Annotated in this window: 21 protein-coding genes; 9 read left to right on the top strand and 12 right to left on the bottom strand. The window is 60.7% G+C overall.

The genetic code is table 11. From position 1 onward, the window contains the following. Nucleotides 1–232 precede the first annotated feature (232 nt). Together ACA062_RS25555 and ACA062_RS25550 are read right to left on the bottom strand one after the other, a co-directional pair. Nucleotides 233–610: a GNAT family N-acetyltransferase gene (locus ACA062_RS25555; RefSeq protein WP_497453540.1), complete on the bottom strand. Its 378-nt coding sequence runs from the start codon at nt 608–610 to the stop codon at nt 233–235. 143 nt (nt 611–753) lie between these two features. After that, the gene (locus ACA062_RS25550) at nt 754–1,170 is read right to left on the bottom strand and encodes a hypothetical protein (RefSeq protein ID WP_154979802.1); all 417 of its coding nucleotides are present in this window, start codon (nt 1,168–1,170) and stop codon (nt 754–756) included. A 387-nt stretch (nt 1,171–1,557) separates the two neighbouring features. On the opposite strand from ACA062_RS25550, the gene ACA062_RS25545 reads away from it, so the two are divergent. Both ACA062_RS25545 and ACA062_RS25540 read left to right on the top strand, forming a co-directional pair. Then, nucleotides 1,558–2,115, top strand: a complete 558-nt coding sequence (locus tag ACA062_RS25545; RefSeq protein ID WP_497453539.1) for a chalcone isomerase family protein — start codon at nt 1,558–1,560, stop codon at nt 2,113–2,115. Nucleotides 2,116–2,125: 10 nt separating this feature from the next. Further along, a complete protein-coding gene (locus ACA062_RS25540) occupies nt 2,126–2,662 on the top strand; it encodes a DUF3833 domain-containing protein (protein WP_497453538.1) in 537 nt (178 codons plus the stop codon). Nucleotides 2,663–2,719: 57 nt separating this feature from the next. On the opposite strand, the gene ACA062_RS25535 is transcribed toward ACA062_RS25540, so the two are convergent. From ACA062_RS25535 to ACA062_RS25505, 7 genes are all read right to left on the bottom strand, one after another. Continuing rightward, nucleotides 2,720–3,208, bottom strand: a complete 489-nt coding sequence (locus ACA062_RS25535; RefSeq protein WP_497453537.1) for a DUF2878 domain-containing protein — start codon at nt 3,206–3,208, stop codon at nt 2,720–2,722. 1 nt (nt 3,209) lies between these two features. Next, the gene (locus ACA062_RS25530; protein WP_497453536.1) at nt 3,210–4,469 is read right to left on the bottom strand and encodes a class I SAM-dependent methyltransferase; all 1,260 of its coding nucleotides are present in this window, start codon (nt 4,467–4,469) and stop codon (nt 3,210–3,212) included. Further along, nucleotides 4,444–5,256: a DUF1365 domain-containing protein gene (locus tag ACA062_RS25525; protein WP_497453535.1), complete on the bottom strand. Its 813-nt coding sequence runs from the start codon at nt 5,254–5,256 to the stop codon at nt 4,444–4,446. Before ACA062_RS25525 ends, ACA062_RS25530 begins: the two co-directional genes overlap by 26 nt. Continuing rightward, nucleotides 5,253–6,500 (bottom strand): NAD(P)/FAD-dependent oxidoreductase, encoded by a 1,248-nt coding sequence (locus ACA062_RS25520; RefSeq protein ID WP_497453534.1) that lies wholly within the window; start codon nt 6,498–6,500, stop codon nt 5,253–5,255. Before ACA062_RS25520 ends, ACA062_RS25525 begins: the two co-directional genes overlap by 4 nt. Nucleotides 6,501–6,506: 6 nt before the next feature. Continuing rightward, a complete protein-coding gene (locus tag ACA062_RS25515) occupies nt 6,507–7,256 on the bottom strand; it encodes an SDR family NAD(P)-dependent oxidoreductase (RefSeq protein ID WP_497453533.1) in 750 nt (249 codons plus the stop codon). Continuing rightward, nucleotides 7,253–7,675: a nuclear transport factor 2 family protein gene (locus tag ACA062_RS25510; protein WP_497453532.1), complete on the bottom strand. Its 423-nt coding sequence runs from the start codon at nt 7,673–7,675 to the stop codon at nt 7,253–7,255. Before ACA062_RS25510 ends, ACA062_RS25515 begins: the two co-directional genes overlap by 4 nt. A gap of 124 nt (nt 7,676–7,799) precedes the next feature. Continuing rightward, on the bottom strand, nt 7,800–8,246 hold the full coding sequence (locus ACA062_RS25505; RefSeq protein WP_497453531.1) for a PAS domain-containing protein: 447 nt from the start codon (nt 8,244–8,246) through the stop codon (nt 7,800–7,802). A gap of 176 nt (nt 8,247–8,422) precedes the next feature. Here ACA062_RS25505 and ACA062_RS25500 point away from each other — a divergent pair, with 176 nt between their 5' ends. Beyond that, nucleotides 8,423–9,328 (top strand): MerR family transcriptional regulator, encoded by a 906-nt coding sequence (locus tag ACA062_RS25500; protein WP_497457498.1) that lies wholly within the window; start codon nt 8,423–8,425, stop codon nt 9,326–9,328. Nucleotides 9,329–9,454: 126 nt separating this feature from the next. Here ACA062_RS25500 and ACA062_RS25495 read toward each other — a convergent pair whose 3' ends face one another. Next, nucleotides 9,455–11,548 (bottom strand): acyltransferase family protein, encoded by a 2,094-nt coding sequence (locus ACA062_RS25495; protein ID WP_497453530.1) that lies wholly within the window; start codon nt 11,546–11,548, stop codon nt 9,455–9,457. Nucleotides 11,549–12,006: 458 nt separating this feature from the next. Between ACA062_RS25495 and ACA062_RS25490 the strand changes: the two genes are divergently transcribed. From ACA062_RS25490 to ACA062_RS25470, 5 genes are all read left to right on the top strand, one after another. Next, nucleotides 12,007–12,312: a type II toxin-antitoxin system TacA family antitoxin gene (locus ACA062_RS25490; RefSeq protein WP_497453529.1), complete on the top strand. Its 306-nt coding sequence runs from the start codon at nt 12,007–12,009 to the stop codon at nt 12,310–12,312. Beyond that, entirely contained in the window at nt 12,284–12,835 is a 552-nt protein-coding gene (locus ACA062_RS25485; protein ID WP_497453528.1) for a GNAT family N-acetyltransferase, read from the top strand. The genes ACA062_RS25490 and ACA062_RS25485 overlap by 29 nt, the downstream gene beginning before the upstream one ends. 89 nt (nt 12,836–12,924) lie before the next feature. Then, nucleotides 12,925–13,308, top strand: coding sequence for a hypothetical protein (locus tag ACA062_RS25480; RefSeq protein WP_497453527.1), 384 nt, complete (start codon nt 12,925–12,927; stop codon nt 13,306–13,308). A gap of 122 nt (nt 13,309–13,430) precedes the next feature. Further along, nucleotides 13,431–14,357, top strand: coding sequence for a LysR substrate-binding domain-containing protein (locus tag ACA062_RS25475; RefSeq protein ID WP_497453526.1), 927 nt, complete (start codon nt 13,431–13,433; stop codon nt 14,355–14,357). A 57-nt stretch (nt 14,358–14,414) separates the two neighbouring features. Beyond that, entirely contained in the window at nt 14,415–14,780 is a 366-nt protein-coding gene (locus ACA062_RS25470; RefSeq protein WP_497453525.1) for a 5-carboxymethyl-2-hydroxymuconate Delta-isomerase, read from the top strand. Nucleotides 14,781–14,783: 3 nt separating this feature from the next. On the opposite strand, the gene ACA062_RS25465 is transcribed toward ACA062_RS25470, so the two are convergent. Together ACA062_RS25465 and ACA062_RS25460 are read right to left on the bottom strand one after the other, a co-directional pair. Further along, nucleotides 14,784–15,719: a LysR family transcriptional regulator gene (locus tag ACA062_RS25465; protein ID WP_497457497.1), complete on the bottom strand. Its 936-nt coding sequence runs from the start codon at nt 15,717–15,719 to the stop codon at nt 14,784–14,786. Between the two features lie 222 nt (nt 15,720–15,941). After that, on the bottom strand, nt 15,942–17,126 hold the full coding sequence (locus ACA062_RS25460) for a cyanate transporter (RefSeq protein ID WP_497453524.1): 1,185 nt from the start codon (nt 17,124–17,126) through the stop codon (nt 15,942–15,944). A 535-nt stretch (nt 17,127–17,661) separates the two neighbouring features. On the opposite strand from ACA062_RS25460, the gene ACA062_RS25455 reads away from it, so the two are divergent. Continuing rightward, on the top strand, nt 17,662–19,044 hold the full coding sequence (locus ACA062_RS25455) for a glutamine synthetase family protein (protein WP_497453523.1): 1,383 nt from the start codon (nt 17,662–17,664) through the stop codon (nt 19,042–19,044). The last annotated feature ends 57 nt before the right edge of the window (nt 19,045–19,101 follow it).

Genomic DNA, 19,101 nt, shown 5'->3' with positions numbered 1-19,101 from the left:
AAAACGCCTGCAACGAAGCAAACGCTTTTGCATCCCACTGCGGGTCGCCAAACCCGGTCGCCATTTGGGCGACGGGCGGACTATAAGCCCCATGGCGAAGGCTGTGCAAGGGATTGGTGGGGAGGGGGTTTCCGGGAGTGGTGTAGGACTTTGCTACGGTGGTTGACGGATGTTTGAGGCGACAAAATTACCGTATAGGAATCAAATCGGCTGTTTTGAAAACCAATCAGATCTACTTGGCTTCCTGCTCGCGCATCCCTTGGATGATCGTCGACGCGGACAAAACAAGGCGAAGCGGATTATCCTTCGAGGGCACGAACTGCAGGCCCTGGTAGTAAGCTGCAGCAGCCTCATCTTTCGCATCAACTACGATGAAAGCCACGCCAGAGTGCTTCGATACCGCGTATACGCGGCGAAAGAAATCAGCCATCAATCGTTGACCAAGGCCCTTCTTCTGCATGCTCTTGTCTACGGCCAGTCGGCTCAACAGCACTGCCGGCATTGGATACCGGGGCATCTTCTTTTTCATCTCATCACTGAGCTGATCGAGCGCTACAGCGGCGTTGGCCAGCGTATAGTAGCCCAGCAAAACTCCGTCCTGCAGATACATGAATGTCCTGGAAACGTTGCGCTTTTCGTCCTGGCCAGCCGGCTGGGCAATGTATGCATTGAGCGCGGATGCATTTCGCAATCGAACGCAGCGCGATCAATCGACTTATCGAAGTCGACGGTGATGAAATCCATCGAAAGCCCTTAGCGCAAGGCAAGCAGGTTGCGGAGCGCCTTGTTGGGCTCAGGGGGATTGTCGAGCATCTGGTATGCAGTATCAGCATCGAGCACCGTCATACCCTCGAAATCAACAGAGTCAGAAAGCTGAGCCGACTGATCGTGCACAACGGAGCGGACGGCGAGTGCATCGACAACTTTTTTCAGGTCGCGAAGCTCCCGCTCCAGATTCTGAAGGTGCGGGACTCGAGGAGCGCGAGGGGCTTTGTGTACGCCCGTTTGGCTCAGAGCACTGCCGGCAAAAGCCTTTGCGGCTTGTCGCTCAACCACTTCGTTTGCGAGTGCAGACACAGCCACATAGCGGCCGTCATCGCGCTGGACGATGACACGCGACTTCTTGGTTGCCGTTGCTAACAGTGGTTTGTTATGTGCTTGCTTAGTCACGGTGCTGCTCCTGTTGAATAGCAAGAATATCACAAACTGCTTGACACTCCGGGTTTTCGCAGTGGTCTCGACCCGAAACGCCCAGGGTCTAAATCCTTCCCTTGGCGACCGGTGTGGACCCGCATGCCGGGCGATGTAGCAGGGGCGTGGCCTATGAGATCGCCCCTATGCCGATTCTATTAGTTTTGTTTGGGGGATTTTCAGGGCAAAAGTCGCCTTCCACGCGGCAGCGCTGACCTGCGATGGCGCCAACTAAGACGCCCGAGGGCCATGGGCTGGGCACCAAATGCACGCCCAAAAAAGTTGTACACGTTCTCTATTGATCGCCTAAAAACTATACATTGAGCTATTCTTGTATAGAATTTTAATAAAAAGGCCGAGACGTTGATGAACGTGGCTAATTCCAGACGCTTTCCCGAACATCGTCTGTCGATATGCTGGCTGTTCGCACTGGTACTGGCCGTACCTGCCTGGGCGGATTGGCATCCCGCGCTGCCCGATGGGCGTCTGGTGGGCAGCGGCGACTTTACCTGGTTTGGCGTGAGTCTATACACCGCGCGGTTGTGGAGCGCTGGGTTGCCGCTGACCTGGGATCAGCCCTTTGCACTCGAACTGACTTATCACCGTGTCTTTTCCAGGGACACGCTGGTGGAGGCCAGTCTCAAAGAAATGCGTCGCATGGCAGAGGCTCGTCCAGAGGAGTCCACCCTCCAACGCTGGTCCAGTGAAATGCGTGACGCCTTCGTCGATGTTCGGCCCGGAATGCGCATCACCGGGGTCTACCATCCCGGCAAAGGCTGCACTTTCTTCGTCGACGGCCAGCTGCGCCGGCGAGTCGAGGACCCTGCATTCGCCCGCGCCTTCTTCGACATCTGGCTTGATCCGCGTACTCAAGACAAGCAACTGCGTCAACGACTGCTGGGGATGGCCGGGCCGGCGGAGTGAGGAGATTGAGATGCGTCAAATACTGGTACTGCTCGTTAGCCTGTTGCTGGTCAGCTGTAACAACGTTGGCGTGGAGCACTACGCAAAGGAGCGACCGGCCCTGGATCTGGTGGCGTTCTTCTCCCGGCCGGTACAGGCTTGGGGTCTGTTCCAGAATCGCTCGGGCGAGGTGGTCAAGCGTTTCCACGTCCAGATCGAGAGCCGCGTCGAAGGCCAGCAACTGATCCTCGACGAACGATTTCTCTACAGCGATGGCACCCGTCAGCGGCGCGTCTGGACGCTGGAGCCGGCCGGTGCCGGGCGTTGGCGGGGTCGTGCGGACGACGTCGTCGGAGAGGCCAGCGGCGAGGTCGCTGGCAACGCGCTGCGTTGGCGCTATCGCCTTGACCTGCCGGTTGATGGCAGGCATTGGGAAGTGGATCTGGACGACTGGATGTACCTGATGGACGAAGACACGATGATCAATCGCTCGAGTATGAGCAAGCTTGGCGTCGAGGTGGGAGAAGTGATCCTGTTCTTCCGTCGCCAGCCGGAGTCGCTCCCGTGAACCCTCGATAACCGGCCTGAGCAGGCGATATTCACCCATTCGAAGGGCGGTTGCTTATCAGCGGCGCGCAGCCAGTCGCAGGGCGAGCGGCATCCATGCAGCCCACAGCGGCGCAAGGAGCAGGGCCGTGCCCAGGGTGCCCAAAGGCAGCCCTACACCGGCCAGCCTTGCGCCAGCGATGTAAGCCAGAGGTCCACCGCACAAGCCCAGTAGCGCCCCGTACCAGATGGGACGTCGAGCCCAGGCCAGGCTGTGGCGAAGCCCACTGGCCAGCACCAGCCACAGTACGGCCAGCCACAAGGGTAGGGGGGGCTGGGCAAAATCGAAAACTCCCAGCGCACCCAGGCCGGCATCCAGTGAACAACCTGCCATCCCCACGCAGGCCAGAGTGATTGCTTCGTCGCGCGGCCGTGGGCAAGCAGCCACATGCACCAACAGGCCTGCCACCACCGGGAGTAGCAGCCAAGGATGCCGCTCGCTCAGCACGCAAGCCCACCAGGCGGCCTGCATCCATAGCGCGTTACCGATCAACCAGGCCCGGCTCAAATCAGGCACCCGGCAGCGATGCGCGACGTGCGGCCGGGGCTGCCCAGAGCAGTTGCGCGACGCCGATTGCGCGCTCCTCGAAACCGCCTTGGCAGTAACACAGGTAGAACTCCCAGAGGCGCTGAAAGGTATCGTCGTAGCCCAGCTCGACCAATGCGGTGCGCGACTGACGCAAGTTGTCGCGCCAGTGCTGCAGGGTCCGCGCATAGTCCAGGCCGAAGTCCTCCATGTGCACCAGGTTCAAAGAGGTATGCCGACTGGCGGTCTGCAGCATGACGCTCAGGGAGGGCAGGGAACCGCCGGGAAAGATATGCCGTTGAATGAAATCCACCGACCGCCGGGCCTGTTCATAGCGCTGGTCGCGGATGGTGATGGCCTGCAGCAGCATCAAGCCGTCATCCTTGAGCAGCGACGCGCAGCGGCGGAAGTAAACCGGCAGATAGCGGTGCCCGACCGCCTCGATCATTTCGATCGAGACCAGCTTGTCGAAGCGTCCGCCAAGGTCGCGGTAGTCCTCGCGCAGGACGGTAATGCGTTCTTGAAGGCCAAGATCGCGGACGCGCTGCAGGGTATGGGCGTACTGCGCGTCGGACAATGTGGTGGTGGTCACTCGGCAGCCGTGCCGGGTGGCGGCATGGATCGCCAGGCTACCCCATCCGGTACCGATCTCGAGCAGATGATCGTCGGGGCGCAGCGCGAGTTTGTCGCAGATACGCTCAAGCTTGTTCAGTTGGCCCTGCTCCAGGCTCTGCTCCAGACTGTCGAACATGGCCGCCGAGTACATCATGGTCGGGTCCAGCAGCCGCTCGAACAAGGCATTGCCCAGATCGTAATGGGCGAGAATGTTGCGCCGCGCGCCGCGCCTGTTGTTGCGATTGAGCCAATGCAGCAGGCGCAGGACCGGACGGCCCAGGCGCGCCAGCCCGCCTTCAAGGGCGTCGAGCACCTCCAGGTTGGCGACGAAGAGGCGGGTGACCGCAGCCAGGTCCGGAGTGCGCCAGCAGCCTTGGATGTAAGCTTCGCCGGCACCGATCGAGCCGTTGGCCGCCACCATGCCCCAGGCTGCCTCGTCGAAGATCTCGACCTCGGCGTGCAGAGCGCTGCCGACATCGCCAAACAGCCACTCCCGGTCCTGGCAGATCAGGCGCAGACGGCCTTGGCGCAGGTTGCGCAGCTGAGTGAGCACGGCGCTTCTGGCCAGGCCGCCGAATAGTGGCGCCAGGCTAAAGGATTTGCTAACGCTCAGAGTTGGATCGGACATGCTCGGGCTCCTCGTGGACGTGATGGCCAAGGTCTTGGCTGCTCTTACTGGACGTGTGGGTGTAGAGCGGGGTGCGCTTGAGCAACAGGCGCATGGCTTGCCAGTAAATGGCGGTGAGGGTGCGCAGGCTCATCCAGGGGAAGGCCAGTACGTGGCGGCGCAGGGCGCCGGCATCCAGCGGCTGGCGGCGCAGGGCCAGGTCGGCCTCGAAGACTGTTTGCCCTTCGCGGCGGTTTTCCATGTGGATGCGCAGGTGCTCGCCATCGATGTGGAAGCGCATGTGGTACTGCATGTCCATCGGCAGGAACGGCGAGACATGGAAGGCCTTGCTGACCGAGAACTGCCGGGGCTGACCGGGCAGCACCGACAACACGTAGTGAAAGCGCTCACGCCAGGGGGTGTTGCGGACTTCCAGCACAATTGCCGCCAGGTGCCCGTCGCTGTCGTGGCAAAAGTAGAAACTGACCGGATTGAACGAGATTCCCCAGCTGCGCGGCTGGGTCAGCAAATGAATGGCGCCGCACGGCGCCTGGCCCAGGGCCTTGGCCACCACTTCGCGCACGGCGTCCTTCAAGGGCATGCCGCGACGGGTCCAGGCTGGCAGGTAATCGGTTTCTCGCCAGCACAACGGCGCCAGGCGAGAAGCACCGAGCAGCGGGGACAGGCCCAGCAGCTGTTCCTGTTCGTCCAGGTCCAGGTAAAACATGCCGCTGCGATAGCGGAAGCCATGGAACCGCGGCGCCAGGCGCCGGTGGCTGACCCAACCGTAGCAAAGGCTGCTGTTCACAGGCGCTCCCCGAACCTTTGCGCGACGTCCAGTGCGCTGACCACGCCATCCTCATGGAAGCCGTTTGCCCAGTAAGCGCCGCAGAAATAGCTGTGCCGGTTTCCCTGCAGCTCACCCTGGCGCGCCTGGGCCGCCATGGCGGCAAGGCTGTATTGGGGATGGGCGTAATTGAAGCGTGCCAGCACTTGCGACGGGTCCACGCCGTCGCCCTGATTGAGGCTCAGGCAGAAGGTCACCGGGGCGTCGAGGCCTTGCAGAATGTTCATGTTGTAGGTCACGGCCGCCGGGGCGTGGGCGGGTCCGCCGAGGCGATAGTTCCAGCTGGCCCAGGCCTTGCGTCGGCGGGGCAGCAGGCAGGTATCGGTGTGCAGCACTACTTCATTGGCGGCATAGGTGAGGGCGCCCAGCACCTCGTGCTCGGTGCTCGTCGGTTTCTCCAGCAGCGCCAAGGCCTGGTCGCTGTGGCAGGCGAACACGACCTTGTCGAAGCGCTCCTGGCCTGCGGCGCTGGTGATCTCCACGCCAGTGTCGTCCCGGTGGACGCTCGTCACCGGGCAATTGAGCCGAATGCGCTCGCCGAAGGTCTTGCACAACGGCTCCACGTAGCTGCGCGAACCGCCCTCGATCACTCGCCACTGTGGCCGTTGGCTGATCGAGAGCAGGCCATGGTTACGAAAGAACCGCACGAAGAAGTGCAGCGGGAAGCGCAGCATGTCGGCCCTTGATACCGACCAGATGGCCGAGCCCATAGGGACGATATAGTGATGGATGAAACGCTGCCCGTAGCTTCGCGTGTGCAGGTAATCGCCAAGACTCATGCCTGGCTCGATGCGGTGGCCATCCAGGTCGGCCACCGCCTGGCGATTGAAGCGCACGATATCGCGCAACATTCCCCAGAAGCCCGGCGACAGCAGATTGCCGCGCTGGGCGAAGAGGGTGTCGAGGTTATTGCCGTTGTATTCCAGGCCGCTGTCCGGATCGTTCACGGAAAAGCTCATCTCGGTGGGGCGCGAGACGACTCCCAGGCGATCCAGCAAACGGATGAAGTTGGGGTAGGTCCAGTCATTGAAGACGATGAAACCGGTGTCCACGGCATAACGCTGGCCCTGCCATTGGACGTCGACAGTATGGGTATGGCCGCCGATCCAGTCGGCTGCTTCAAACACGGTCACCTCGTTGCGACGTGACAGCAGATAGGCACAGGTCAGCCCAGAGATCCCGCTACCGATGATGGCGATGCGCATGTGTCGCTATTCCTGTTCGGTTCGCGCCAGGCGACGGCCCAGGGCCAGGCGCCAACGCGCTGGCAGGGCGCCGAGCAGGCGCAGGACGAGAGTGAAAAGACGTGGAAAGTTGATCTCCAGCGGTCGGCGCGTCAGGCGCGCGACCACATGCCGCGCGGCGCGGTCGGCCGTCCAGAGTTGTGGCATGGCAAAGGCATTGCGCCGGGTCAGGGGGGTGTCGATGAAGCCTGGGCTGACCAGCGTTACATCGATGCCTTCGGCGTGCAGATCCAGGCGCAGGGACTCGACCAGATAACGCAGGGCCGCCTTGGACGCGCCATAGGCGCCAGCCCGCGGCAGCGCCAGCCAGGTCACCGAGCTGCCGATCACCACCAAGTGTGGTCGTTGCCCGCGGCGCAGCAGTGGCAGTGCCGCCTGCAGGCAGTAACTGACCCCCAGCAGGTTAGTGCGCATCACGCGCTCGACGGTCTCGGCCTCGAACCTGCCCGGCATAAGGTATTCGCAGGTACCGGCGTTCAGGATCACCAGGTCGAGTGCGCCCCACGCATGCTCGATGTCCCCGCAGATAGCCGCGACCTGTCGTGGGTCAGTCACGTCGCCGGTAGCCAGCAGGGCCCGAGGGTGGCGCAGCACGAGCGGCATCAGTGCCTCCGCCCGCCGGCCACCCAGGGCCACCGCATGGCCTTGCTCCAGCAGCAATTCAGCCAGGGCAGCACCGAGGCCGCTACTGGCCCCTGTCAGCCAGCAGCGGCTCATGCGAGCCTGCCCTTGATCCAGCCGATCACCCCGCCAAGTACCGGGACGTGCTCGTAGAGCAGGGCGCCGGCATCGAAGTAGTCGTGGTGCAGGTAGACATGTGTCGCCCAGCGCAGGTGGCTGCAGCCTTGCAGGCTGATCAGCTGGCCGCGGGACAGGCGCGGATGACGGAAATGCAGGTTCCAGCGCAGATAACCGTGGCCGGGGGCGGTTTCATCCACGTCGAGGATGTCGTAGCGGATATCTTGGACGTTGCTGTACAGCTTTTCAAAGTAGGTGTGCAATGCCGGCAAGCCATCCAGCTGATGCAACGGATCACGAAACTGAACGTCGTTGCTGTATAGCTCGCCCAGTTGGCCCAGGCGATCAGCGTTCAGCGTTATGAACGTGTCGGCAAAATGGCGGAGAAATGCAGACATGGCAGGCTCCAGGCAAAATTGTACAATTCGAAATAATTGTACAGGTTTGTCTGAAGCCTACGTCGAAAATTGTACAAGTCAATATTCTTGTACACTTTTTGTATCGATCTAGCGCTGTCCGTCTTTAGCCACCAAGCCTTGCCAATTGAAGGCGAAGCTCGGCCACTTCGGTCTCGAGTGACTGAATCCTTTCCAGAGCGGCAACCTTGTCGCTGACGTCATGCTGAATGCCAATGTAGTAGGTTAACTGGTCGGCATCATTGTGCACGGGAGTGATAGACAGCTCGTTCCAGAACGGGCTGCCATCCTTACGATAGTTGCGCAGCACCTGACGGCAGGGCTGGCCGCGGCGGATGGCATCGCGAATTGCCTCGAGGCCGGCCTGATCATGATCGTCTGCCTGCAGGAACCGGCAATCCTGGTAGAGAATTTCGTCGGAACTGTAGCCGGTCAGGCGCTCGAAGGCAGGGTTGGCATAGATGAGAATGCTGTCATTGCCTTCCTGCTCGGCCACGACGATGCCGTCATTGGAGGCTTCGACCATAAGTTGCAGGAGTTTGGCGTCAATCATGGTCCGGGCTCGCTGGGGTTCGGGGGTTTGTCCAACAGCGTAGTCGTCAGCGACAGCCATGCCTAGATGGCAGGGCGCAGGGATGCCGGACAACGATTGGTGCTGGTTTAAAAGTGTCATGCCTGGTTTAGAATGCCGACACACTCAGGATGCAACGACTTTTAATGACCGAGCCCATCGAATCCGCCTCCGACGACGTCTTGCTCCCCATGCGGGAAGTCGCCAGCCTGACCGGCGTCAACCCGATCACCCTGCGGGCATGGGAGCGCCGCCACGGGCTGATCCGACCAGTACGCACTGTGGGAGGGCATCGCCTGTATTCGCAACAGGACATCGAACATATACGTAGCATCATGCTCTGGACCAGCCGGGGTCTGCCCATCAGCAAGATAGGCGCTCTGCTCGTCCGGCAGCAGGACACGCCCGGGCTCGCTGTATCAGGCTCGGCCGAAGCCCCCCTGGTCCAGTGGCAAGAGGCAGTTCATCGTGCCACGCAGGCTTTTGATGGCGCTGAGCTGGAGCGCCTTCACGGGCAACTATTCACGATCTATCCGAAGGCTACGGTACTGGAGGCTATTCTGCTGCCTGTCTGGCGCAGCCTGGCATCCGGCAATGCTTTCGGCCGACGCAGTCAGTGGCTGTTCCTGGACGCCTTCTTGCGTGCGCGGATGTTATTGCGACTGCAGATGAACCCGAGCAACGGTGCTTGCGTGCTGCTGGCGGACGGCTCGGGCCATGCGCACGAACTGGAGCTGTTGTGCGCCGGTTTGTTGATGAGTAATGACCAGCTGCGCATCGAGGTGCTGGGCACGGGCCAGCCCCTGGAAGAACTGCCGTTGCTGTGTAAAGCGATTCAGCCCGCCGCGCTGGTGCTATTGGTCCAGGCGCCCCTGCAGGCAGATGCGCACAAGCGACTGCGTGCCCTTCAAATGGGCGTTACGTGCCCAGTGGCGTTGGCCGGCGACGCAGCTGCCGCTTCGTCGGCAGGGTTACGGGGTTCTTCGATTGCCATTTTGGGCAATGACGAAGCGAGTATTTTGCCCAGGCTGGAAGCCTTGGTAAGGGGGACACTGCAAATTTGAATCCGGTCGTTCCAGCTAAGGAGGCTTATCTGAAACTGCATTGCAAACCTCGGCCAGCTCCTGCCAAGGGTTGGATAGAGAGCCTGACCTGGAACACTATCCCAGCGGTAAATGCCGCAGTTGAGTTCAGGAACCTCTGCCGGGCTGAGGTATGTCAGGTCCGGATAACCTCGGCAGTGGGCCTGGATTTGGGCTGTCCTGTGGGACAGAGCTGCGGTTATCGGCAACCTCTTCAGGTTGCCCCCACACTTGCAGTAACAAGCGGATGAAGTCCGGGGCAAGGACCCGATTGCCATGCCCGCTCAGGTGGTCGGCATCGAAATAGAGTGGCTGGCCGTCGCGGTCGAAAGCTGAGCAGATCGCGCCGGGACACAGCAGTGCAAACGGATCCCAGACGGTCAGGTTGGGGTAGTCGCGGCGCAGTTGCCGCAGTTGTTGCATCTGCTGCACGCGCAGGGTTTCCAGCTGCTCGCGCGGGGCGGTCAGGCCCGGCGCACAGACCGGGTTCATCCGATTGAACCAGTCCGAGCAACGATTGGCCGAAGCCTTGAACAACGGCTTTGGCGCATCGATGACCACCTGCAGTCCGGCAGTCTGCAATCGTGCCAGCACCGAGTGCGCCGATGCCATGGCTTGGGCGCGCGAATCGGCATCGAGCTCGGCGCGCGCTTCGGCCCAGGCCGCCTGTGGGTTGTCCGCCCAGTCGCGCCCGGCCAGCTCCGGCATCCGCAATGAAGCGAGCAGGACGATGTCGCCGGGTCTGGCGCTGGTTTCGATCGCTTGCAACGCCGCCTCCCGGCTTTGTGCACACGCCGGTGGATCGCCACCGATCAAGCGCACGACGCCGCAACCGCCGCGCTCGTGCTCGATAACTTCGACCCCCAGTTGCAGGGAGGCCAGCTTGAGCAGCGTGCGATAAGCGGCACTGTGTGAATCGCCAAGCACGAAGATCTGACGCCCGGCCAGCGGTGCACCTTGCAGGATCGGCAATGATTCGCGCGGTTGATGCCGGTAGGCCATCCAGGTGTAGGTATCGGCGGTGCGGCTGATGGAGACTCGTTCTGGATTCTCTGCAACCCAGCGCGCGCCCAGTATGGACAGCCCGACGGCGACGAAGCTGGCGGCGGCGGTTGCCCAGGTGCGGCGTTGCAGAATCGACTTGCCTGTGCGGAGCGGGGTTTCAACCCAGTGGTAGGACGCCACCGCCAATGCCAGGACCAGCAAAGGGTAGGTCAGCTGAACCAGCAGCAGCTCGAAGCCGACGGTCCAGCGGATGAACACTGCGATCGGCCAGTGCCACAGGTACAGCGAGTAGGACAGCCGCCCCAGGTAGGTTGCCCCGCGCGATTGCAGCAGCCGATGCGCGACCGTCGGCGCGGAGCGGCCGGACAGCACCACGGCGGTGATCAGCAGCAGCGTGCCGGCCACTGTTGCCAATGCCCAGGGCAGGGGGAATCCTGTGATATCGGCCTGCAGGAAGCCGAGCAGGACCAAGGCGAAGCCGACTGATAACACCAGCGTCATTCGGTGGTTAGCGAGGGCGTGCGCCGGGCGCCGTTGCAGCATTTGAAACAGCAACGCGCCAGAAGCCAGCTCCCAGAATCGCGAAGGCAGCAGGTAGAACGCGGCCAGCGGATCGCTGCCAGTCTGCACCACGCCGACGGCCAGCGAGGCCAGAGCCAGCGTCGGCAACAAAGCCCACAACAGTGGCACTCGTTGGCGCTGACGCAGCCACAGGAACCAGATCACGGGGAACACCAGGTAGAACTGCTCTTCGACGCCCAGCGACCATGTGTGCAGGTACGGGTTCAGATCAGCGCCGGGCGCGAAATAGGTATCGGTGTTCCAGGCCAGCACGAAGTTGCTCAGGCCGAGAAATGCGGCCAACCCGGTGCGATTGTTTTGCTCGCTGAGCCAGACTTGAGGCAGCAACATAGCCGAGAGGACAAAGCTGGCGATCAGAACCACCAACAACGCGGGCAACAGACGCAGCAGGCGCCGCCGGTAGAACCCGAGCAGGAAATCGGCAAAGCCCAGGTCGCGTCGCTCGGACAGCGACTGGCTGATCACGAAACCGGAGATGACAAAGAACATGTCCACACCAGTGAAGCCGCCTGGGAACAGCGACAGGTAATCGGCGTGGTAGATCAGGACAGCTATCACTGCGATCGCCCGCAGGCCGTCGATGGCAGGGATGTAACTGCTGGCGGGTCGATGCATCGGCTAATTCCTCAAGCAGTCGAGAGCGAAAGCGCTAAGCATTGGGCGAGCGAGTACGCGCACGGTGGCGGGGGTATGAGCCTGACACACAACAAAGCGGTGACCTGCCAAAAAACACAACAAGCGAGCCCCCTTACGCAACTCTCGGATTTTGCCTACAACTTCATCGAGAGGTAACCGGGATATTCTGGCGCGGGCTTCCCTTGAACAAGCAGGGTTTTCCCCTGGTAGAGCATGCGGATCTCTTGCGACGGAGCTTTCAGTTTTAGATAGCTGATGCGTACGGTTATTGTACGGATGAAGGTTGACGCTTGTCGGGTTGTACGTCTAACATCCGTACATGGTTGAAGACCTCTGATATGGGCATGGATGAATAGCTTGCTCACGCTTCTAAATCTGGGGATGCAACAAAATGACACTGAGTAAGGAAATATACGCTCTGAAAACGGGGACATCCCATGCTGGAAATTAACGAAATTCTTAAAGCACCAAAAAATGCACGGCTTGAACTCAAAACCACGGATGTCGCCAAGGAGTTCATCCGCAAGGCCGCTTCAATCTCGGGGCTTGATATGACTTCTTTCATTATTTCGTCTGCCTTTGAGAAGGCGGAGGAGGTGATGGAAAAACATCGGCGTATCGAAGTGTCGGAACAAGCCTATGCCCGAGCTCTGGAGATCCTTGATAAGGATACGGCTCCAACACCTGGGCTACTGAACCTGATGAGTGGGAAGCATGGGGACAAAAGCGATTCCGGCTTATGAAATCGACAACCATCTGCAGGTTCGTCTTGAGAGTTACCTTTATCTGAAAGATTTCGATTGTGGGCTTGCCATGATGGACGAGTACTACAAAAGCAGTTTGAAGCGTGCCTTGAAGAACGAAAACATCCGGGGGATTGGTGCAATTAACCCTGCGAGCGAAGTCGTTGGCTTTGGTACGCTCACGCTGGGGCACATTGACAGGACGCTAGCGAAATCAGCCATCAAAAAATCGAACCTGCCGTCCCGGCTGCCTGTGGTGCGGATGGTGATGTTTGGCGTGGACCGTCGATATCAGGGGCTTGGAATTGGACAGGAAATCCTGAGACATACATTCATCCAGGCGGTCAAGGTTCACAACGAGGTTCCTATCAGGGGCTTGTACCTGGACGCGGCGCCGAATGCAGTTTCGTATTATGAGTCCTTGGGTTTTCAATCCCTGAGCGGGCCGGATGTAAGGGGAGGAGTTCCCATGCTCGTCAGCATCGAGCCGATTCTGGGGGCGATTGCCGATACGGCCGAGTAGCTTGAAACATGGAATAGTCTTGTGACTGGACAGTCGTGGAGCTTAGTCGCTTTTCGATCCAGCAAGGCGCATCCCACTGATTAGCTATCATGCAATACAAAGCAAATCACCTGACGACAGGGATATGCATGAACAGATGGCGACGGCTCTGGTTGGTTGTAAAGCTCATGGCAGCCCTTGCGGTCGGCCTGTACGCCGCTGTCCAGGCCTCTCGGTACATGCTTGAAAGCCCTGACGCAGCACAAATCCACCCCTTGAGCATTCTGGTTGTCGGGCTGATCTTCGGCTTCGCTACCTTCGTGCTGCTTTCACTGATCGGATGGATTGTACGACTTTTCCTGCCTTTCCCTGATCCGGTCACCCCCATAGCAGAGATTAAGCCTCAAACAACGCCTGAGGAAGATGCGCCGCCGGTGCCCGAATCTCCTCCGGTCCTGCCGGCTGATGATTCAAATCAGCAGAAAAATCAGTGAATCGATATCAGGCAGCTTTCGGAAATTAAACGCGAACGGCATCAGCCTATTCTCTTCGCCGCATAGACGCCGATTGCGACACCTACCTAAACTGTCGGCAGATTGGGAACAGGGGTCATTGGATGAACCGCAACGAACTACGCAAGGCCGATATCAACCTGATGGTGGTGTTCGAGACCTTGATGCTCGAACGCAATGTCACGCGCGTGGCGGAGAAGCTGTTTCTCGGTCAGCCGACCATCAGTTCGGCGCTCAATCGCTTGCGTACGATGTTCAACGATCCGCTGTTCATTCGCGTCGGCCATCGCATGGAGCCGACGGCGCGGGCCGAGGAGATTATTCGGCACCTGTCGCCGGCGCTGGATTCGCTGTCGGTGGCCTTGAGCCTGACCCATGATTTCGACCCCGTCAGCAGTACCATGACTTTCCGTATCGGGCTGTCGGACGATGTCGAGTTTGGCCTGCTGCCGCCGTTGCTGCGTGCCTTGCGCCAGGAAGCGCCGAAGGTGGTGTTCGTGGTGCAGCATGTCGATTACTGGCGGATTCCGGATTTGCTGGCGTCCGGTGATATCACCGTCGGCATCAGCCAGACCCGCGGGTTGCCAGCCAATGCCAAGCGCAAGTTGCTGCGGCATATCCAGCCCAATGTGTTGCGCGCCGATGCGTCCGATACGCCGCTGACCCTCGATGAATATTGCTCGCGTCCCCACGTGCTGGTGTCCCATACCGCCAATGTCAGCGGCTACGCCGATGAGTGGCTGGCGGAGATTGGCCGGACGCGCCATGTCGTGCTCTCGGTACCGCAATACAGTTCGTTGCCGGCCCTGCTTGCCGGGACTGACCTGGTCGCCAGCCTGCCGGATTACACCGCCGAAGCGATGGCCGCGTCCGGGGTGCTGTTCAGGGAACCGTTTCCGTTCCAGGCGCCGACCCTGGACCTGTCGATGGTCTGGCTCAGCCATGTCGATACCGATCCGGCCGAGCGCTGGTTGCGGTCGCGGCTGGAGGCATTCATGGGTGAGCGCGCGGTGTTGCCGCTGCCCGAGTGAGCAGGGCGCTGCTGTGTTATATGTACGACCCTTTCGCCCACTTTCAGGAGCACCCTCATGCCTCATCTGCACATGGAATACACCGCCAACCTGCCTGAGCTGAATGCCGACGTGGCGTTGATCCGGCTCAACAATGCGCTGGTGGCTTCCGGTGAGTTCGCTGCCGAATTCGACATCAAGAGCCGTGCGGTGAAGATCGAGACGTTCAAGGTCGGTACCGCATTGACTGAGCGGGCGTTTGTGCATGTGAAGCTGGCGGTGTTGAGCGGTCGCTCAGGGCAGATCAAGAAGCAGTTGTCGGAAAGCCTGCTGGCGGTGGTGCAGGACCTGTGTCAGTGGCCAACGGGTGTTGAAGTCCAGCTGGCCGTGGAAATTCTCGACATCGATCGCGAGTCCTACACCAAGATCGCCATCGGCCACTGAGCCTCAGGCCTTTTCCTGCTCGATGCAGGCCTGGACCACTTGCTCGCGCAACCAGGTATTAGCACTGTCCTGATCGGCACTTTGGCTCCACTGCATATCGAGCGTGAACCCCGGCAAGCCGTTGGGCGCTTCGCAGTGCTTGAAGATCGCCTCGCTGGCCAGCAATGGCTGGATGCGTCGGGGCAAGGTCACGATGAAGTCGGTGCCGGTGATCAGTTTCAGCGCCGCGCTGTAGCTGTTGGCGCGGGCGACGATCTGCCGTTGTTGCGCCTGCTGCGCCAGCCAGCCATCGACCATGTTGCTGTTGGATGTCCAGGGGGTCGGGAACACATGCCGGCGGGCGACGAAGGCTTGCAGGCTTAGAGGCAGCTCAAGCGGTGGGGCGCGCTTATCGAAGACACACACCAGGTCATCCTCCAGCAATACCCGGGAGTTGAGGTCGCTGTGGCTGCGATGGAAGTGGGGGCCGAAGCCAATCACCAGGTCCAGGCTGCCATCGTGCAGTGCCTCGGTTGGGATGTCGGTTTCGAGCTTGTGCATGTTGATCATCACCGGCAGGCCGGCGAAATCGAAGCGTTTGAGCAGGCGCGGCAGGATCAGTTGCTCGAAGTACTCCGGGGCACAGATGTTGAACGTGACGGCCTGCAAGGTCGGGTCGAACGCCTGGGCGCCGGCGTGACACAGGTTGATGCTTTCGAGGATTTTCAGCACGTGGCTGTACATGGTGCCGGCTTTGCAGGTGGGGCGCATGCCGGCGCGGGTATTGATGAACAGCTCGTCTTCGAAACTGGTGCGCAGCTTTTTCAGGCAATAGCTCACGGTGGACTGGCTGACGCAGAGTGTCTCGGCTACACCGGTGACGCTGCTTTGCTCGTACACGGCGACAAACACCATAAGGTCCTGCATGTCGAGCTTTCTAAGCAAATTGCTGTTCAGCATCCATTCCATCTCGCTGCGTTCCTTGCGCTGAACCTGCGCAAACGTGTGCGAAAGATCCTAACGGAACGATGGTGCGAGGAGAATGCCTTGTAGGAAGTTTCACGGATAATGGTGAGGTTGTTGCCAAAAGCCTTCAGCCTTGAACGGTGGCAGGCATTGCGCGGTGGCTGGACATCGACAGCGCCCGCAGGCCGAATGCATGACGCCATCGCCCGTTGCGGATCAGTGTATGTGCCTGGCGTAGTGCCGTGGATCGAAGCGCAAGACCATCAGGATCATCAGCGCCATGACGCCGGTCAGTGACCACCAGGCCCACTCGAAGCTGCCGAGTTGATCGCGGATCATCCCGGCCATCAGCGGCGAGAGACCGGCGATCAGGTAGCCGATGCCTTGTACGAAGGCGGTCAGTCCACCGGCTCGCCGGGGGTTGTCCAGGTGATCCAGCGACACGATCAGGCTCATCGGAAACAGCCCGCCGATGCCCAGCCCCAACAGGCACGGCCATAACAGGCTCAGGTGGTGCGGGCCGAGAATCAGCCCGCAGAACCCGGCCATGATCAGTGCCAGCAACACCACCAGCACCAGGCGTCGGTCGCGGCTGCGGTGGGCGATGGCCGGCGTCAACAGGCCGGACAACACTTCCATGGCGGTCAGGAAACCCAGGAGCACCCCGGCGTTCTGTTCGCTCCAGCCCTTTTCCACGTAGTACGGCGCCAGCCAGGCCAGCACACAGGTGTAGGACGCTGTACCGAGGCCAAAGAAGATTGCCAGCAACCAGGCGCGGGAATTGCCGAAGAAGGATGCGTCAGGTGATGACGCCGACACCGGCGTCGGCATCCCTGAGCGCCGGGCGCCCCAGAACAGCAACGCCACCAGCGCCAGCGCCGCCCAGATCGCCAGGCCCATGCGCCAACTGCCGGTCCGGGTCATCACCTGCGGCGCAAAAGATGCGGCGATGGCCGCACCGCCCATGATCGAGGTGACGTAGAGGCCCATGCACACGGATACGTTATCGCTGAAGCGGGATTTGATCAGTGTTGGCATCAAGGCCTGGATCAGCGCGATACCGATACCGGCCAGCACGGCGCTGAGGATCAGTTCGGCCGCCGAATCGAGGAACAGGCGCGACAGGGTGGCCATGCCGATAATCAGCAGCGAGAGCATCACGGTGCGCTGTTCACCGAGGCGCTGGCTGACCCGGAGGCCGAAGAACATCGCCAGCCCCATCGCCATCACTGGCAGCATGGTCAGCAGCGAGGCCAGGCTGAAACTCAGCGCGATGTCGCCGCGAATGGTGGATAACAAAGGACCGACGGCGGCCATGGAGGGGCGCAGGTTCAGGGCGACCAGAAGGATGCTGGCCATCAGCCGGAGTGCAGGGCGGGATGTTGCGCGGACGTTTTCCATCAATCGGACCTTGTATGACAAGGAGCCGATTAGGCGCGAGAGGGCTGGAGGCCGCAAATCAGAAAGTCTGGGGCGGTATTTAGAAATTAAATATATCTACGGCAACGCAATCTCCTTGTGGGAGCGGGCTTGCCCGCGATTGCGGTTTCACATTCAGCGACTATGTCGACTGAAAGTACGCTATCGCGGGCAAGCCCGCTCCCACAGGGGATTCAGTGTTTGGTAGAGAGTGTTCAATTGAGCAGTCATCGAATGTTTAGCCAACCCACACCCAAAGTTCTTCAAATCCCGATTTAACGACTCAACCACCCGTGTGACGCTGCCGCTCATCTGTTTACCGCGGTCTTCTCTATGGACGGTTGTCCGGTCGCACTCCCTTCCAAACTCGCCTTCTGGGCACTGTGGCATTGCCGTCACGCGCGCCCGCCGGACTCCTGCCTTTTCCGTTGATTGTTCTTACAGGTCCCGCGCCATGCGCCGGGATCAAATCGGCAGCGCCTGAGCGTTTGCCTGACGCGAATACAAGAGAATTCCCATGAGTTTTGCCACGACCCCCTTCGCCTCCACACAAGAAGCCCTGACCTTCCTCGAACAGAACCCGGATATCGAGATGTTCGAGTTGTTCATCCTCGACAACAACGGCGTACCCCGGGGCAAGTTGCTGCACCGCGATGAGTTGCTGGCCGTGTATGAAAGCGGACGGCCGCTGCCGAGCACCATTCTCGGCCTGACCATCAACGGCGATGACGTGGAAAACTCCGGGCTGGTCTGGGACGTCGGTGATATCGATTGCCGGGCCTACCCGATCAGCGGCAGTCTGACGCGCATGCCGTGGCGATTGATTCCAACGGCGGCGGTGCAGGTCAGCATGCACCCGAAAGAGGGCATGCCCGCGACCATTGCCGATCCACGGCATCTGCTGGCGAAAGTCATCGAAGGTTTGCAGGCCGATGGCTATTACCCGGTCATGGCGGCGGAGCTGGAGTTCTACCTGCTGGATCAGCAGCGTGACAGCAACGGACGGCCGCAGCCGGCGCGGGATGTCGATGGCGGGCGCCCGCGTGGGACTCAGGTCTACGGCTTGCGTGAGCTGGAGCAGATCGAACCGTTCCTGGCCGACCTCTACAGCGCCTGTAAACTCCAGGGCATTCCGGCGCGTACGGCGATTTCCGAATACGCGCCGGGGCAGGTGGAGATCACCCTCGAACATCGCACTGACGCCTTGCAGGCGATGGACGAAGCGGTGCGTTACAAAAGGCTGGTCAAGGGCGTGGCACACAAGCACGGGATGGCGGCGTGCTTCATGGCCAAACCCTTCGACGACCTGGCGGGCACCGGGATGCACATGCACGTCAGCCTGGCGGACAAGGACGGCAACAACCTGTTCGCCAGCGAAGCCCCGGATGGCACCCCGCTGCTGAAACAGGCAGTCGCAGGGATGCTCGGCACTTTGCTCGATTCGTTGTTGCTGTTCTGTCCCAACGCCAACTCTTACCGCCGTTTCCAGACCAACAGCTACGCGCCGCTGGCGGTTACCTGGGGCGTGGACAATCGCACCGTGAGCTTGCGTGTGCCCGGCGGGCCGGCGTTCTCGCGGCATATCGAGCATCGTATCTGTGGCGCCGACGCCAACCCGTATCTGGCGGCCGCGGCGATCCTGGCCGGTATCCATCGCGGCATCCGCGAGCAACTCGACCCGGGCGCGCCGGTAGAGGGCAATGGTTACGCCCAGGCCACGCAACTGTTGCCCACCGACTGGCTGACCACCTTGCGCGCGCTGGAAGGTTCGAGCTGGGCGCGGGAGGCGTTCGGCGCCGAGTTTCTCGGGGTCTACCTGGCGGTGAAACGTGCCGAGTACCGACAATTCATGGGTGAAGTCGGCGAGCAGGACTGGCGCTGGTATTTGCATCAAGCCTGAACAGAACCTGAACCATTCTCAAATAAGTTAAAAGTTAAGAGTTAATACACGGAGCCA

Source organism: Pseudomonas sp. LBUM1679 (assembly GCF_059695565.1).
Note: the sequence above shows the minus strand (reverse complement) of the source record. Positions and strands in the feature narration are given on the sequence as shown.